We start from the raw sequence: 14,471 nt of genomic DNA, 5'->3' as shown, positions 1-14,471 counted from the left end.
TTTACGTTTTTTTTAAAAGAGTTAGGATTATATAAAAGCGGAATAATCTAAAGCGCTATTAATTTTTTCCAGCAGAAAATCAAACCCATCAATATTATTAACCTTCTGAAAATCTTCATTCATCAGCCGGAGACCATCATCCAAATGAAGTTTAACATATTTAGCTAAATCCTTATCCGTCTTATAAATACCATAATGCACGCATAACATACCGATATAAACATCGTAATGATCTCCAAACAAAACAGAACGAGAGTATTCCTTACCGCCTGAATCAGACAACTCATTCAGATCTAACTTGCGATCTAAGGACAATGAATAAGTAAAAGCCATTCTCGCAATGATATTCTCCGTACCCAGATTAAGCTTACGGGTAAGCTGTGCCACTACATCTTTGTTTTCTTTGCTCGTCTTAACCTGCGTAAACATGCTGCTCACTTTCTATTTCATTAAACAATTTATCTACCGGCACTGCCCTAAACTGTGAATGCCCCTCCATATTGTCAATAACATACACATTATTTACATTGTCTTTCAAACTGTCATATTCAATCTCAGAAAGCTCTTTTTCGAGGAGTGGAAATAACACAACTTGCTCAGAAATAGAGGGGTAAAACTCTTTGATGATATTTTGCGAGTGAAATTTATCGAATTTCTGCAGAGGACTATCAATAAACACTGGGAACTGGATACCAGATTCGTCCACCAGTGCTTTTAATAGAGCCGTTGCATAAAGTTGCTGTTCGCCCTTGGATAGCGATTCTTTATCAATAACATGACCATTCTTATCCAGCAAATCAATATCCATCACATCACCTTCGACATTAACCTTAACATCTTTGACGAAATCATTCTTATGCATGATCCTTCGTAAACCCAATAGAATAGATTTTTGCAAAGAATATTTTTTGTCTTCCTTGATTCGCTGTATAATCAGGTTGATCCGAGCCAAGAGCTGTTGCGTGACTTCACTCTTGGCTCGATCAGCATCAATCAGTTCAAACTTCTTTTCATATTCGGAAAGAACCCTATGATTGACAGCCAACTGTATTTCAAGGTTATTCGACTCTTCTTCAAGCTTACCTTTGTCAGTAGCCAACTGAAATATGCGTTGATCTATCTTTTCTTTATCCTCTCGAAGTTTTTGAGCCAAAGGATTGTCCTTTCTAGCCTCCGCTTGCTTAAGCTTGTAATAAACTCTAGATATAGCTAAGCGGTTGTTTTTATCCTCCTGTACAATATTGGTAAACTGGCTCCTAAAACCATTCTGAATATTGAATAGAATTGCTTTGAACTCTCGATATTGTTCGGGGCTATAGTCTAACAGTATCTCAGCTTTATCACCCTCTTTATGACCTATTCCCTCCGTCAAAACTTGTTTGAATAGGTTACCAATACTTTCACTTTTTTCATTGGGAATTTCAAGTAACCTTAATCTTTCGATAAACTTCCTCTGGAAGTCATCCAATTGTGCCGGACTCACATAATAATCTGTAGAGGCCTGTTTTTCTATATCTAGTTGCCTATCCAGTTCAATCAGTTTTTTCCCTGCCATCACCAACGGTACGAGATCAAACATTTTCTTTAACCTAGACCGAATGCCATCACCAATATTTCGGAGTTCAGCATGTTCTTCTTTAAGCTCTTTTAATTCCTCTAAAGTTATACCATTGCCCTCGCGAATCAACTTTTCTTGCAACGCATCAGACAGCATCGTTAGCTTTAAGAACTCTTCCTTTACGTGTAATTGCTCTTCTAAATTATGCGCTATCAAAGAATTTATCTCTTGATCCTTATCAAGTAATTCTTTTAACTTCTTCTCTTCGTCTGGCTTAGCACCATTACGACGAAGTTTTATCAGGAGGGTTTCGAGATTCTTTTTTAAATCTTCGTATTTCTTAATCCCTAAAACTTCAGCATATGCACGGCTTAAATTTTTTAGCTCGGCTTTCGATTTGGCTTCAGCTAATGTGACGATCTTCTCTGCATCAAAGAAAAAGAATTTGGCAATTTCCCTAGGTAGTATAAAATCATTTATAAAAACTTCATAGCCTACCTCTTTTGTTAACTCGTTTTCTAAGCCATCAATCAAAACGATGAGATTTTCTGACTCTGTACCCAAATCATAGGATCTTCTGATAGTAACCGAGTTACAAGGAATTGAGGGGATCGATAGATTCTCAATATCAATTTCTACAGAGAATTTAGCAGACAAAGCAGGATCATTCTCGAATGCCGCCTTCACGTCGCGATTTAACAACGTAATCAAAAACTTCTCATATCCTCCTACATTCTTAATATCTCTTCTGTATTTATCTTCGACCTCTGCCATCATCTTTCCATAAAACACCCAGATAAGTGAAGTGAGAAAAGTGGTTTTACCAAAACCATTTCTTCCCGCAATGATACTGATGTTCTTTTCAGATGAGGGATTGAATTGGACTTGGTTTTCTCCCTTGTAAATTCTGAAATTATGGAATTTGATTCTTCTAATCTTCATGTTAAAATTTATTCCGCTGTTTCTTTCGCGAACTTTTCTATCCTATTTTCTATGTCATTATGCAGACCATATTTACTAATGAGCAAAGTTTTAGTCTCTTGTAACGATATGAGATTATCAATGAGGTTAAAGTATTTCATATCATCCTCACACACTTCACGCATAATGCGTTTCTCGGTATTATCTAATGACTTAATATTATTTGTACTGAAATCTCGATCATAGATTGTCCGATATAACTCACCCACGGTATGGTCAAAATACATATCGCGATTCCATATCACCTGAATAGCTATCAATTCTTGATTGTTAATTAGCGTGACATCAGGTCTTTCTTTTTGAATCTCTTTCTGAACCTCAAGCAATCGCTTTAATATTTTATATCTGTAGCCGGCTGTATATGTTCCGTTGTTTTCGCCGTCCTCGTTAACGGCTTTCATTCCATTTCTACGTTGATCCATCCTATTTTCCGGAAGGTTTCTTTCCTCAACCAACCAGTTTCTAAAATCCAAAAGAGGCTGCATCCAATCACGGCCATTATTGACTAAAGAAGTCATGGATTTATCGTTCTTAACTACAGTACACGTCCAACAACCGAATCGGCTCTGCCCACATGAAGTATGATTTTTGTCCGTCACCACTGTTGGGCACTCGTAATCATCTGAACTGGCGTCAGCATAAATTTGGAACAACACATTATTGTCGAATCCCCATGGAGAAGGTACCGCGTTAATAATATACCATACCTCTTCTAGCATCAGTTCTTTAATCGGCGCGTAGGTATACGTATTTGGCGACGTTTGGTGTTTGGATAATCGTCTTCCAGTGACCTCATGTCTTCTGATAGAACGTTCGCGCGTTGCACTCTCGTCATATCTTGTACCAAGAAGTACAATGGCCTCTCCCATTTCGTCTATTTGCTCTAACAGAAAGTTAGATGTTGGTTTAATTTTCAACTTATCGGTGCACCAGCGAAATGAATTATTAGGAACAGGATACCCCTTGCCAATGACATTAATCCAAAATGTTTCTTCTAACTTTGGAGTGGTCTTCTTCACAAAAATTGGAAGATCCTGGTTTCTCGCTTCGGCTTCTATCTTCTTTAAAACTCCTTCCACATAAAAAGCTATAATCGGATTTTCAACCATAGTATCATTACAAACTACATAGACCTTTCTCCGTAACTGGAATGGATATGGCATTTTTTCTCTAATTCGCAATAACGCTATCCAAACTAATGTAAGTACAACCGTAGAATCTTTTCCACCACTAAATCCGATAATCCAAGGTTTATCTGATCTATCAGCGTAAGCGTACTGATCTATAATATCATCGATAATAGCTTCTATTCTTTTGCTTTTTATTGTGTACATACTACCCTATAGAGATGAAAATAATTTTTATTCAAAATTAGCTATTTATTATCGTTAAAAATAGGAAAAATACGACTATTACCTTAACATGATCAATTAAAAAGTTATAGACACTGACAGCTTTTTTCAACAAATATCTCTCTGAATTTGAAACAAGAAATAAGACCATAGATTAAAAATCAAACAATTAGCACGCAAACTATCATTGCGCCATTATTTGCATTCTTTAATATTTCATTTAACTTTGCAAGAACAGTACACGCCACGTTACCCATCAGAACAGCGTCCCAGGGCGTGTCCTTTGCTTTTAACCAACCCAAAATATGAGAATTGACATGGCTAACTACTGTTACAACCACATTATTTTTGATGGAACTGCCGAGAGCCTCTATGAACTAATAAAGTTCATCAACGAATCGATTAAGCAACACGGATATGACGATACAAGTCGCCTCGACTTAAAACGCCTAAGCCTATCACAGGTGAACGATGACCTGATAGCGGTATTTGGCGCACGAAATTTTGAGGTCTGTATCCTAGAATACAATAGTGGCGAAGGAAACCGAGTCAACGTCTTGCACAGCATTCCTACCGACACAGATAGTCTAGCGACTTGCGGCCAGCTAATCCTCACGGGAGAATCGCCGTGGTCACCGATTCATGGCCTGATAAGCATCTTATGTAAAAAATTCAGCCTTCGAGCCGAATATGATTATGAAGAAGGGCGCAACTACCTGGGGCGCGCTTTCTTCGATACAGATGGCTCGCTACGCGAACGTGAATACGATAACTATTGGGAGGCATTGGCTGCACTTGAACCAGACTGCTATCAAGATACCGCCATGGAGGATTTTGAACAATTCGAAGATGCTGCGGAGTTTTCGGATTCGGAGATATTTCTTTATGCTCCGATTGCGATAAAAGATAAATTGCTACACGATTATGAGCAGTACTATAGCTTTGTTGATAGGTAGCACGACGATTTTTGCTACATTTAATGCATTATGCTTCACGTAACCTGTGCCATCATAGAACATGATAACAAAATCTTAATCTGTCAACGATCCGAGCAGATGAAACTTCCACTGAAATGGGAATTTCCCGGTGGAAAGATCGAGGATGGAGAAAGCAAAGAGGATTGCCTAAAAAGAGAAGTCTTCGAGGAACTCGGATTGGAAATTGAAGTCGGAACCGAGCTTACTGTAGTAGAACACCACTATCCTGAATTTTCGCTCCGCCTCTACCCTTTTATTTGTAAATGGACAGGTGGTTCGCTGGCTATTGCCGAGCACGTGCAAGCTATCTGGGTTGATAAAAGTGAAATACAAGATTACGATTGGGCGGAAGCGGATGTGCCGATTGTCAGGGAATTATTAGATATTGGGCCAGGCGCTTGTTAACATCTGTTAAATGCACACTTAATAAAAACGAAATGGATGCTTCAGTCGTTATATTTGTAATTCATAAATTAGGTTTATAATTGGTTAGTTAGTAAAAATCCTGAAGCTCCCCGCTTCAGGATTTTTTTGTTATTATTTCAATTTTTCTATTTCTTCAGCCGATAAACCAGTAGCTTGGACGATATCTTCCACAGCCATATCCATGTTTTTCAATTTTAAAGCAATGGCAAGAGCGCGTTCTTCTCGGCCCTCTGCTCGGCCCTTCTCTCTCGCCTTTTTCTGTTCCAAAATGGCTGTCTGGCGGATTGACTCCGCATCCCACTTATTCTTCTAATGTGGATAGTTCTAATATGGATAGTTCCAATGTGGATAGTCCTAATGTGGATAGTTCCAATGTGGATAGTTCTTCTACAAGCGACTTAAATACATCGAAACGAATGCATTATAACCAACTAGCAGAAGAAATTATCCGGTTTTGCTCACTAGAATATAAATCTTCGGAGCAAATCGCTACGCACATCAAGCGATCCGAAAAATATTTAAAAAATAATATTCTAACTAAAATGATCAGGGATGGAAAACTATTAAAATTGTACGCTGACAATCATCCTAACCAAAAATACACAGCAAAGAAATAACCTTTTAATAGAAAAAGCCTTACTATTTTACCTTAAACACTTCCCTTCTATGCCACTGCAGATTCTCCTGCGCAGGTTGATATTAAATTTATTTTTGCAAAATAATTAGCTTTACAGAAAGCATGTTTAAACTATAAGGATGTTCGATATCTTATTCAATATGCGAAGAAACCAAAACCCTATAATTTTCATCGACGCTCACCAATCCACTATCAGCGCGCGGTGCACCTATATTAGGATTAAAATTCGTTGGTCGTTGTTTTAAAGATAGGTAATCTTACCCGAGATTTCTCATAATACGTCTTGCACATAAATATGCCCTCCTTTGGTACTGCATAAAGGCCACTGTTCCAAAAAATCCCACCAAACATAAAATTATCGCAAAAACTTTTGGTAATAAGTTTGCATCCTTTTCTAGCATGACCGAAGCGATCATCAGACTAAACAGAGTCAAAAATAATAAAGCAGGGACCGCGAAAACTATATGAAGGAAAAAATCCTGCAATCTGTCCCATTTACTTATAGAAACCCTATATCCTTGCTCCGTCAATTTAATATAGGACATAGCTGTCTTTATATGGGGCCATAGAAAGCACCATTGGATTTATTCCATAGCACAGTCAGTGCATCTATTCTATCAGGATGCAGATAAATTCCAGTAAGTTCCTTAAACTGTTGTTGTCTCTCTATGTTTTTAGCGGTGGAATGGAGCACTGGATCTGCAAAGCTACTAGTTGTGATTATAGATTTTCCTTTTAGTCTTTTTCCTAAAATCCATCTTCGCAATTGATGTTGTAAGTCAAAATACTTAACTACACCAAAAAGGGTGGATGCCAATGCAGCGGCTAACACAATGATTTCAGAAATTCTCTCGATACCGAGGAGATCGAGCGTTTGCTTTAAAAGGTTCATCATAACTAATGTATTAAAATGTCAATTATATGCGGCTTGAATTACTATATAAATATTCGTAAAGGTAGAGAAATGCATTGTTTTGAACTAATATTTTTAGTATATTTATATTATAAAACAAGTTACTTAATTATGATTCGTTATGACTAAACACTACTACGCCCACCGCCCCTATCCTATCGTACCCGAAGACCAGCGGGACAACGACTGGCGGTACCAACTGATGGAATTGTCGGAAGACGCGTTATTGGAGAAAGTAAACGCTATGCCTCGGGAGCAACTTATCGAATGGCTTGCTTGGAACGATGTGCATGGTGTCTTCCGTGATGAAGACAGCATCGCAGAAGGTTACGAACCGCTCTCAAAAGAGCATGCAGCCATCTGCGTTTTTGTGGTGGTGATGCGGAGTCGTGAGGGCTGGGATGGCAATATGGGCGAGATTTACGTAAAAGATATGTCGTTAGCGGTGAGTACGGAGGTTTAACGGCAACAGATTTTAGCGAAAAACAAAATAAGCGTTAGGTCCGTTCTTCCATTACATACTAGTTTTTACATAAATTTACGTCATGCAAAGCTACGATGAGAAGGAACATAGAATAAAGGTTCCGCGTTTTGAGGAATCGGCCGGCTTCTATACCAGTAAGCAGCGTAGCCATATCATGTCCCGCATCAAGGGTAAAAACTCGAAGCCCGAAATGATCCTACGACGTGCGCTGTGGGCAAAGAATATCCGCTTCCGCCTGCACGACAAGAACCTACCGGGTTCTCCTGACATCATTATCAAGAAATACAAGCTTGCCATCTTTGTGGATGGCGAATTCTGGCATGGTTTCGAATGGAAGAAAAGACAGGCACAAATCAAATCCAACCGCCAGTTCTGGATTCCAAAAATTGAACGCAACATGCAGAAGGATGAGTTGGCGAACCGTGCCCTGCGGAACATGGGGTACACGGTGTTCCGCTTCTGGTCGCAGGACATCCTGAAAAACCTACCGAAAGTGATCAACCAGATTGAGCTGTTCTTGGAGACGAGGAGGGTGTATAGGTAATGCTCCACGTAACCTGTGCCATCATAGAACATGATAATAAGATTTTGATCTGCCAACGTTCCAAGCGGATGAAGCTTCCGCTAAAATGGGAGTTTCCGCTCTGCCTCTACCCTTTCCTTTGCAAATGGACAGACGGTTCGCTTGCTATTACCGAACACGCGCAGGCCGCCTGGGTTGATAAAAGCGAATTACAAAATTACGACTGGGCTGAAGCAGATTTGCCGATAGTAAAGGAAATTACCTCCTTCTAGTTAGTTTATACACTCACTGCGCATCCTTAAACTTGATGTTATATTTGGAAGCTATCTTCAGTACTTCCTCGAAAGAGTACTTGCCCAGATTGCGCGCCCTTAAAAGCTCCATAATGGTTAGATTTTGAAGATCTGAAAAATAATACACGCCAAGCGTGTCTAGAACGTTCAGCGCGCGTACGGATATCGGAATATCTTTAAACGCAATTTTAGGTACAGTATCTGCATATTTAACGAGCCGTGCATCCAATAATTTTTTGCTAACCTTCTTATGCTTTAATGTAAGGCGATCCAACTTTTTTTCCAATGCACTAACGCTCCGCTCGTAATCTGCTATTTTATCCTCGAATTGCTTGTATTTATACCTCATGGAGTTTAAACCGTTTCGGAGCTTTCTGATGGCTTCGGTGACTAGCTGAATATCTTCTCTATTTTCAAGTTTCGGATAAATGCCATTTGAATCTTTGCTAAAAAAACGCTTAACCAACTCCATTTGATCTTCGTCTAATAGCTCGCTGCAGAGTCCAAAGATTACGCCCATCAGACGCAACATACTGGAGTTGTTGTACGATATTACTTCCAGGTTTTCGTGCATAACCAGTTCATTGTACACATCTACCGGAAAGATATATATCTTACCGTCTCTTTTATCTCGGAATGAATAAATGGATTGCCTGTCAATTAGCTGCTGGACAACGTCCGGCGAAAAGCCGTATTCCTCACAAAACCGGTCTAAGGAAATTACTGGTTCCCGCATGATCTTATCCGTAAGGACGGGATCGGTGTGTAATGCCTGGATTTCCCAAGGTTCTCGCCCCATATAGCGGGCTAACTGGACCATGGTGTAACTTAAATTTTCTTGCAGTGTTTCGCGTAGTTGTTTACTACTAATTTCAAATGGCTGAATGGATTTCTTAGTCTTTTTCACAAACTTAAGTAGTTATTTATTAGTGCTTATATTAGTTTAATATTCCTAAGATAAGGATTTAATTTCGAAAAAAAGACACGGCAATGGGGTAACTGAAGGTTTATAACTGGTTAGTTAGTTAAAAATCCTGAAGCTCCCCGCTTCAGGATTTTTTTGTTCATAACCGGCGCAAGTTGTCGCGCTAGCGAACAGCTCTCATTAAAGACAAAGCAGTACGCTGATCGACCTCTGTCCCATTCTATATTTCGATCACATAAGAAGTCATGCTCTTAATGATTATGCCCGTCGTATTTTTAAATTCATAAAAATCTGCAAAAGCATATTGTTTGCCGTCGTTCATTTTCATGATACCGTTCACGGCACCCTCCTTGCCGTGTGTTACTACGTTCTCGATGGTTATTTCGGCAACCTCTTTCTCTTTCATCTCGTTGATCGCTTTGGAGAAGCTGTCTTTTCCTTCGATAATTCGTTCACCTATCAACTCCCAAACGATATCATCTGTCACGTGGGCAATAATAAAATTAGCATCTCCCTTTCCGAAAGCTATATTAAAATCTCGTAGAAACATGCGTTTCGGAGAATGTCCACAGTCTGTTTTTACATTTATTTTAAGCATCGTTCATATAGTTTACATATTCTAAGATCGACCCCAAATTAACGATTTCTGCGGCTGTATAACTTTTCATAGGTCAAGAAATTTGTCTCAATACGGAACATTTGGTGAGATCCACCCCGAATGAAGGACGTTACCAATTTAACATAATTGGTACTTCTACCACTGAATCTTTCTTAGATAAAACACCTTTATTGACCAAACCTGTAGTATCACGCAGAGCCGTATCGGCAGAAACTTTTGTCATCTTTGCCCATTTTGATGAAGTGAGGTTTCCTTCAAAATTATCTATCAATTTATAAGGCAAGGAGGGCTGGGTATATTTGGTCCGCAGGGATCCTTATTTCCATTTGAGCTGGTGATGCGCCGACAACATCGCGTGATTCGTTCCCCTTGCTTTTCCTATGTTTTGGTACATATATCCCATCTGCACTCCTACAGCATCAGATATTCTATAACCTATACCAAGATATGCTCGGTTTCTGTCAAAAAAATCCATAGTGCCATCGTCCGATAGGTTTAGGAAGATCTCATTGTATAGTGCAGCGTACCATCCCTTTGCCCCCATCCCATACTGTGTAAATGGAATATCAGCAAAGAGGCAATAGCGAAAACGTCCTGAGAAATCCTTATTTTCTACAAAACGTTCCTCCAGCCGAATCCGATGTCTGATGTTACTGCGCATCAAATTATGTGAAAAAAGCGCTTCCTGATAAATTCTGTTTTCATGAAAAGGTTCATTCGGGCTTCCAGGCAGTTCGCTATATATAAACCCGTAGCCAATTGTCGTTAATAGGTAGGGTTTGACTCGATACTGGAGTCCCACACGAAGAAGCGTCTGGTTGTGATCCCCCATCAACTGATGATCCCGTAACTGGAGTTCATGATGGATCGCAAATTTAGTCGCTTTTATTTTAGTTTGGCCAAAATACATAAGCCAGCCCTGTGGGTCTTTTTGTGCAAAAGAGAACGATGTTAGAAATACACCGATTAAGGTTAAGAATAATAATCTCATCCAATAAAAATAGTGGATATACTCAAGAAACCTGTCCACTGTAGAGTAACAAAAACGTGAAGATCTAACTGGAAAATAGTGAATTTATTAAATCTAACCGTCAGCTTTGGATTCCGAAAATTGAACGCAACATGCAGAAGGACGAACTGGTGAACCGCGCACTACGGAATATGGGCTACACGGTGTTCCCCTTCTGGTCGCAGGACATAGCCATATCAACAAAGTTTCCTGTATGCATAAAAATCCTGAAGAATCTTTGTATCATTTTTTCACCTCCTCGTAAAACTTAACCAGCCTCAAATAAGCCGGGCACTTTGTTATTTCTTTTTTCCAAAGGTCGACTTCGATAAACTGGATCTTAAGAAATGTATCCACATCGGTTACGGTCATATGCGAAGCAAGTTCAACCGGAGATGCGAAGGTCTTGCCAAGCAATGCGTTTCTTAATTCATCTACTGTCATTATGCAAATGTAGTATATTTGTAATGTGAAAGAAAAGCGAATATCGATACGCGGCAAATCCACAACAATACGATATATAGTCGTCGATAACGGCGGCTTGGTGTATGCTCGCGTAACGTGGGATAAAGGTACCGAAACGCTATTTTACAAAGGGATGTACAACAAACCCGAATGGTTTGCGAAGGGAATTCCAGCCGACCTTATCATGATGCTATCGCCTATATTTGACCTGGAGCAGCCACTAAAGATTGAGCCGGAAACAAATCACTGGCATGTGCCTTAATAGGCTGCTGAATTTCGGGTTTATTGGTATCTACTCCACGTGCGGAAAACGAAACGTAATCTCCACTATTTTGTAAATGGTATTGTGGTTTTGTTCTTTTTGCAATGCCATTGGCTGGTATATGGCTATTTTATTATCAATAGTTGAAATTGCAACATTTACATCTTAACTTTACTGCACCAGCGTACAAATAAGCCGAAATATATGCAAGAATTTATTCAACGAATTATACGGTCCTGGAAAGGCACCGAATTAAACCTAACAGAAGAAAGGAACGTTAGTAGTCTTGAAGATTACACCGAGAAAAAGGAAGAGATGATCAGATCTGCTGCTACTTTTTTACCAGAAAATTATCCAATTGATGAATCATTGCTGGTAGAGGCGATAAACGAGCCGATGTTTGCATCCGTCGTTAGCGCATACAGGTATCTGCTCTCTAGAGCTAAAAAAATAAAGTCTACACGAAGACCTCTGCCTATAAAAGAGAAATACAGTTATTTTTTATGGCAGACCTTTTGTGAAAACAAGAAAGGATTGATCGAGATGTTCTCGAAAGACAAACGTTTGACTGAGATAACAGAAGAAACAATGGAATTATCCGCCGCAAAAGCAGATATACTGATATTGTCCAGCGGAGGGGACGATTTCGATGTAAACGATCTACTTTCCAAAATCGATTTGACGGATAAATGTGTTATTATCTGTTCGATATTTTCAGAGAGCAAGATTAGGGAACATGTACTTTATCGAGTAGATAAAACAATTAACCCGTATAAAATTAAACGCGAACTAGCTAACTTTGATTTTATTGAAGAGATAATCAAAGAAGCACGCAAGGCCTAACCACCGCCATCACAGAACAGGATGTTAAATCTTAATCTGCTAAGGTTCGGCGTAGATAATTTACCTAATCGCCGCTGAAAATCTAGGATTAACTGTGAACCAGGTATTAGCGGATACACGCAGTACAACTGTAAATAAAATAAATGGAGATTGATTTTAAAGATATAAGCTATTTACCAAAGGGAATGCAAGACAACGTCGGGCCTGGTTAGTTAGTTAAAAATCCTGAAGCTCCCCGCTTCAGGATATTGTATTTGGCGGCTCCTGGTGCTCGCCTCTTAGATACATATTTGAATCCACTAGGCAGGTTAATAACAACTACACAAGCATCATTCGATAGTCATCTAAATGTTGACTAGCCAGCGCAATATGTTCCGGTTTAAAAAGATTTGCCTTCCGTTGATTCCATTGTTGGATGTGCTTCTGTATATCCTCAATCGATGCCACTCCTGGTTGTTTGGCTGCATAATCGACAGATGCTAAAAGTTCTAACGCGTATGTTGATTCGAAACCACGGATAAGGGCCAGTACAGACTCAACACGGTCGAGCTGGGCAGGATTCAGCTGCGTCTTCACAAAACGTTCGACTTCGTCGTACCGTTCGTAGTTGAGCCGAAGAGGTTCAAATGCCTTTGCTTGGTTCTGCTCTAACCCTTGGAGATAGGTACCGTTCAAGCTATACAGCACATGATTTAGCTGCACTGTATATGGCCCATAATGGTGGGCAGTAAAACGCAACCGTAAATTCTCGCCACTCTCTTGCAGAAAGTAAGCTAACTTATTTGCGGCAAACAAACTACTAATATCGCCTACTGACTCATAATGAAACATCAGATAAAGAAGCATAGCTTTAGCTGGCGTCAATTTCTGCTCTTGTTTTTTGCTATCTTCTGCTTGAAGTAAACTTTTTATTTCACTGTTTGGCTCATAAACATAAATATCGATGTTTAATCCCCCGAGTGCTTCCGTAATCATGGGCTTTACCATATGCCAGTCCAGCCCTCCGTTACCGCAGCCTAATGGTGGAAGTGCTATGCTTTCTATATGGTGTTCTTGTATGCTTTCCCTAAGCGCTTTAAGGCCATTTTCGATATATTCGGTTTTTGAGGGTGACTTCCAGTGGGCCTTGGTTGGAAAATTAATGATATATCGGTCTCCAACGAGATCGGGCTCCTTCACGACCAACATCTCCCCTACTTGTAAGGTTCCATTTTTACATGCTTCTTTATAAACCTTATAGTTATACGGGAAACGCTGCTTAAATTGTAAGGCAATACCTTTTCCCATTACGCCAACCGTGTTGACGGTATTAACCAGCGCTTGAGCGCTGGACTGCAGTAAATCACCTTGCAAAAAATAAATCATATCAATAATACAATTTTCCATCCGGCGCAATACTTACCGGAATATCCAAATCTAATTTACGAACTATTTCTTCAATATCACGCCTGCGCTCATCGTTTTTTACAATAAGGCGATTAATAAAATGGGTAGGTATATGGTGTCTGACTAAAAACTCAGCTTGCTTAAAATCCATGCGCTGAAAATCATCTTCCGTATTATCCCACTGCTTAGATTTAATAATATCCCAGCGTAATAATTGCAAATCATCTGGCTGGTTAAAAAATTTAGCCAGCTTTACTTTGGCATGTCTATCCGTAAACACATACTGGAAGTCGGCCTCCATAATCTGTTTACTATCAATAACGAGATAGACAATATCCTTCTGCGGATACTGGGTCACGCCCTTGAAACCATGCATAATTAGATATAACATCGGGGAATGCCCCCAAAAATAGAAGGGAATGTATTCTCCCAAATTGCCGTATCCCTCCAAAGGAATCGGATACTCGTCTCTGTCTGCTATAAGCTGAGGATGACCTATATTGATATATTGGGGATCTTTTAAAACGTGACTGTTACTGCACAGCCCGTGTCTCAAAATATATTCAATATTCTGCCAATGTATTATCCGAAAAAGGTATACTGGATTCGGGATCATCATAGCGCACAAATTTAATGAATTAATCTCTAATTGCAGTTTGTATATAAAACCCTTTCATACTGATCTACTACATTTCCTTAAACACTTCCCTCCTATGCCATTACAGATTCTGCTGTGACGGGTGATATTGAAGTTGTTCCGGGAATACAATCGGTTTTCCTTCAAGCTTACGCAAACTATAAGGCTGCGCAGTATCCTC

Annotated in this window: 19 protein-coding genes; 8 read left to right on the top strand and 11 right to left on the bottom strand. The window is 39.5% G+C overall.

Translation table 11 applies throughout. From position 1 onward, the window contains the following. Positions 1-27 precede the first annotated feature (27 nt). From C5745_RS09940 to dndC, 3 genes are read right to left on the bottom strand one after another with little or no spacing between them, the layout of a single operon-like run. Positions 28-429, bottom strand: coding sequence for a DndE family protein (locus tag C5745_RS09940; protein ID WP_105716841.1), 402 nt, complete (start codon positions 427-429; stop codon positions 28-30). Further along, the gene (dndD, locus tag C5745_RS09935) at positions 413-2,500 is read right to left on the bottom strand and encodes a DNA sulfur modification protein DndD (protein WP_105716840.1); all 2,088 of its coding nucleotides are present in this window, start codon (positions 2,498-2,500) and stop codon (positions 413-415) included. Before dndD ends, C5745_RS09940 begins: the two co-directional genes overlap by 17 nt. A gap of 8 nt (positions 2,501-2,508) precedes the next feature. Further along, positions 2,509-3,873 (bottom strand): DNA phosphorothioation system sulfurtransferase DndC, encoded by a 1,365-nt coding sequence (gene dndC / locus C5745_RS09930; RefSeq protein ID WP_187444081.1) that lies wholly within the window; start codon positions 3,871-3,873, stop codon positions 2,509-2,511. Positions 3,874-4,208: 335 nt separating this feature from the next. On the opposite strand from dndC, the gene C5745_RS09925 reads away from it, so the two are divergent. Next, on the top strand, positions 4,209-4,847 hold the full coding sequence (locus C5745_RS09925; protein ID WP_105716839.1) for a DUF1281 family ferredoxin-like fold protein: 639 nt from the start codon (positions 4,209-4,211) through the stop codon (positions 4,845-4,847). A 30-nt stretch (positions 4,848-4,877) separates the two neighbouring features. After that, complete coding sequence (locus tag C5745_RS09920; protein ID WP_105716838.1) at positions 4,878-5,273, top strand: (deoxy)nucleoside triphosphate pyrophosphohydrolase; 396 nt, start codon at positions 4,878-4,880, stop codon at positions 5,271-5,273. A gap of 132 nt (positions 5,274-5,405) precedes the next feature. Here the strand turns inward: C5745_RS09920 and C5745_RS20225 are convergent, their stop codons facing one another. Further along, positions 5,406-5,561 (bottom strand): hypothetical protein, encoded by a 156-nt coding sequence (locus C5745_RS20225; RefSeq protein ID WP_165793061.1) that lies wholly within the window; start codon positions 5,559-5,561, stop codon positions 5,406-5,408. 62 nt (positions 5,562-5,623) lie between these two features. Between C5745_RS20225 and C5745_RS20465 the strand changes: the two genes are divergently transcribed. Then, positions 5,624-5,911: a hypothetical protein gene (locus C5745_RS20465; RefSeq protein ID WP_105716837.1), complete on the top strand. Its 288-nt coding sequence runs from the start codon at positions 5,624-5,626 to the stop codon at positions 5,909-5,911. Positions 5,912-6,484: 573 nt separating this feature from the next. Here C5745_RS20465 and C5745_RS09905 read toward each other — a convergent pair. Further along, positions 6,485-6,826 carry a hypothetical protein gene (locus tag C5745_RS09905; RefSeq protein WP_105716835.1) on the bottom strand — a complete coding sequence of 114 codons (342 nt, stop codon included), beginning with the start codon at positions 6,824-6,826 and terminating at the stop codon, positions 6,485-6,487. 139 nt (positions 6,827-6,965) lie between these two features. Between C5745_RS09905 and C5745_RS09900 the strand changes: the two genes are divergently transcribed. The 3 genes from C5745_RS09900 (at position 6,966) to C5745_RS09890 (ending at position 8,123) form a co-directional block, all read left to right on the top strand. Continuing rightward, a complete protein-coding gene (locus C5745_RS09900) occupies positions 6,966-7,307 on the top strand; it encodes a hypothetical protein (RefSeq protein WP_105716834.1) in 342 nt (113 codons plus the stop codon). 82 nt (positions 7,308-7,389) lie between these two features. Then, complete coding sequence (locus tag C5745_RS09895) at positions 7,390-7,872, top strand: very short patch repair endonuclease (RefSeq protein ID WP_105716833.1); 483 nt, start codon at positions 7,390-7,392, stop codon at positions 7,870-7,872. A 68-nt stretch (positions 7,873-7,940) separates the two neighbouring features. Next, entirely contained in the window at positions 7,941-8,123 is a 183-nt protein-coding gene (locus C5745_RS09890; protein ID WP_243403302.1) for an NUDIX hydrolase, read from the top strand. A 13-nt stretch (positions 8,124-8,136) separates the two neighbouring features. Here C5745_RS09890 and C5745_RS09885 read toward each other — a convergent pair whose 3' ends face one another. The 4 genes from C5745_RS09885 to C5745_RS09865 form a co-directional block, all read right to left on the bottom strand. Next, a complete protein-coding gene (locus tag C5745_RS09885) occupies positions 8,137-9,051 on the bottom strand; it encodes a DNA-directed RNA polymerase subunit alpha C-terminal domain-containing protein (protein ID WP_133166333.1) in 915 nt (304 codons plus the stop codon). A gap of 238 nt (positions 9,052-9,289) precedes the next feature. Beyond that, positions 9,290-9,667 carry a nuclear transport factor 2 family protein gene (locus C5745_RS09880; protein WP_105716830.1) on the bottom strand — a complete coding sequence of 126 codons (378 nt, stop codon included), beginning with the start codon at positions 9,665-9,667 and terminating at the stop codon, positions 9,290-9,292. Between the two features lie 337 nt (positions 9,668-10,004). Beyond that, the gene (locus tag C5745_RS09875; protein WP_105716829.1) at positions 10,005-10,679 is read right to left on the bottom strand and encodes a DUF2490 domain-containing protein; all 675 of its coding nucleotides are present in this window, start codon (positions 10,677-10,679) and stop codon (positions 10,005-10,007) included. A 261-nt stretch (positions 10,680-10,940) separates the two neighbouring features. After that, the gene (locus C5745_RS09865; RefSeq protein ID WP_105716828.1) at positions 10,941-11,141 is read right to left on the bottom strand and encodes a DUF6965 family protein; all 201 of its coding nucleotides are present in this window, start codon (positions 11,139-11,141) and stop codon (positions 10,941-10,943) included. A gap of 25 nt (positions 11,142-11,166) precedes the next feature. Here C5745_RS09865 and C5745_RS09860 point away from each other — a divergent pair, with 25 nt between their 5' ends. Both C5745_RS09860 and C5745_RS09855 read left to right on the top strand, forming a co-directional pair. Next, positions 11,167-11,424 (top strand): hypothetical protein, encoded by a 258-nt coding sequence (locus C5745_RS09860; protein ID WP_105716827.1) that lies wholly within the window; start codon positions 11,167-11,169, stop codon positions 11,422-11,424. A 204-nt stretch (positions 11,425-11,628) separates the two neighbouring features. Beyond that, positions 11,629-12,267, top strand: coding sequence for a hypothetical protein (locus C5745_RS09855; protein WP_105716826.1), 639 nt, complete (start codon positions 11,629-11,631; stop codon positions 12,265-12,267). Between the two features lie 318 nt (positions 12,268-12,585). On the opposite strand, the gene darG is transcribed toward C5745_RS09855, so the two are convergent. Together darG and darT are read right to left on the bottom strand one after the other, a co-directional pair. Continuing rightward, positions 12,586-13,653 carry a type II toxin-antitoxin system antitoxin DNA ADP-ribosyl glycohydrolase DarG gene (gene darG, locus C5745_RS09850; RefSeq protein ID WP_243403301.1) on the bottom strand — a complete coding sequence of 356 codons (1,068 nt, stop codon included), beginning with the start codon at positions 13,651-13,653 and terminating at the stop codon, positions 12,586-12,588. Beyond that, positions 13,634-14,272 (bottom strand): type II toxin-antitoxin system toxin DNA ADP-ribosyl transferase DarT, encoded by a 639-nt coding sequence (gene darT, locus C5745_RS09845; RefSeq protein WP_105716825.1) that lies wholly within the window; start codon positions 14,270-14,272, stop codon positions 13,634-13,636. Before darT ends, darG begins: the two co-directional genes overlap by 20 nt. Between the last annotated feature and the right edge of the window lie 199 nt (positions 14,273-14,471).

Origin of the sequence: Sphingobacterium haloxyli, assembly GCF_002980525.1 — a bacterium.
GTDB lineage: Bacteria > Bacteroidota > Bacteroidia > Sphingobacteriales > Sphingobacteriaceae > Sphingobacterium > Sphingobacterium haloxyli.
The sequence above is the reverse complement of the archived record's forward strand: the minus strand, read 5'-3'. Positions and strand labels throughout refer to the sequence as shown.

What these genes read in the sequence shown, in the direction of transcription:
- C5745_RS09940 (WP_105716841.1), bottom strand. Translation starts at nt 429, where the DNA reads ATGTTTACGCAGGTTAAGACGAGCAAAGAAAACAAAGATGTAGTGGCA.
- dndD (WP_105716840.1), bottom strand. Translation starts at nt 2,500, where the DNA reads ATGAAGATTAGAAGAATCAAATTCCATAATTTCAGAATTTACAAGGGA.
- dndC (WP_187444081.1), bottom strand. Translation starts at nt 3,873, where the DNA reads ATGTACACAATAAAAAGCAAAAGAATAGAAGCTATTATCGATGATATT.
- C5745_RS09925 (WP_105716839.1), top strand. Translation starts at nt 4,209, where the DNA reads ATGGCTAACTACTGTTACAACCACATTATTTTTGATGGAACTGCCGAG.
- C5745_RS09920 (WP_105716838.1), top strand. Translation starts at nt 4,878, where the DNA reads ATGCTTCACGTAACCTGTGCCATCATAGAACATGATAACAAAATCTTA.
- C5745_RS20465 (WP_105716837.1), top strand. Translation starts at nt 5,624, where the DNA reads ATGGATAGTTCCAATGTGGATAGTCCTAATGTGGATAGTTCCAATGTG.
- C5745_RS09905 (WP_105716835.1), bottom strand. Translation starts at nt 6,826, where the DNA reads ATGATGAACCTTTTAAAGCAAACGCTCGATCTCCTCGGTATCGAGAGA.
- C5745_RS09900 (WP_105716834.1), top strand. Translation starts at nt 6,966, where the DNA reads ATGACTAAACACTACTACGCCCACCGCCCCTATCCTATCGTACCCGAA.
- C5745_RS09895 (WP_105716833.1), top strand. Translation starts at nt 7,390, where the DNA reads ATGCAAAGCTACGATGAGAAGGAACATAGAATAAAGGTTCCGCGTTTT.
- C5745_RS09890 (WP_243403302.1), top strand. Translation starts at nt 7,941, where the DNA reads ATGAAGCTTCCGCTAAAATGGGAGTTTCCGCTCTGCCTCTACCCTTTC.
- C5745_RS09880 (WP_105716830.1), bottom strand. Translation starts at nt 9,667, where the DNA reads ATGCTTAAAATAAATGTAAAAACAGACTGTGGACATTCTCCGAAACGC.
- C5745_RS09875 (WP_105716829.1), bottom strand. Translation starts at nt 10,679, where the DNA reads ATGAGATTATTATTCTTAACCTTAATCGGTGTATTTCTAACATCGTTC.
- C5745_RS09865 (WP_105716828.1), bottom strand. Translation starts at nt 11,141, where the DNA reads ATGACAGTAGATGAATTAAGAAACGCATTGCTTGGCAAGACCTTCGCA.
- C5745_RS09855 (WP_105716826.1), top strand. Translation starts at nt 11,629, where the DNA reads ATGCAAGAATTTATTCAACGAATTATACGGTCCTGGAAAGGCACCGAA.
- darG (WP_243403301.1), bottom strand. Translation starts at nt 13,653, where the DNA reads ATGGAAAATTGTATTATTGATATGATTTATTTTTTGCAAGGTGATTTA.
- darT (WP_105716825.1), bottom strand. Translation starts at nt 14,272, where the DNA reads ATGATGATCCCGAATCCAGTATACCTTTTTCGGATAATACATTGGCAG.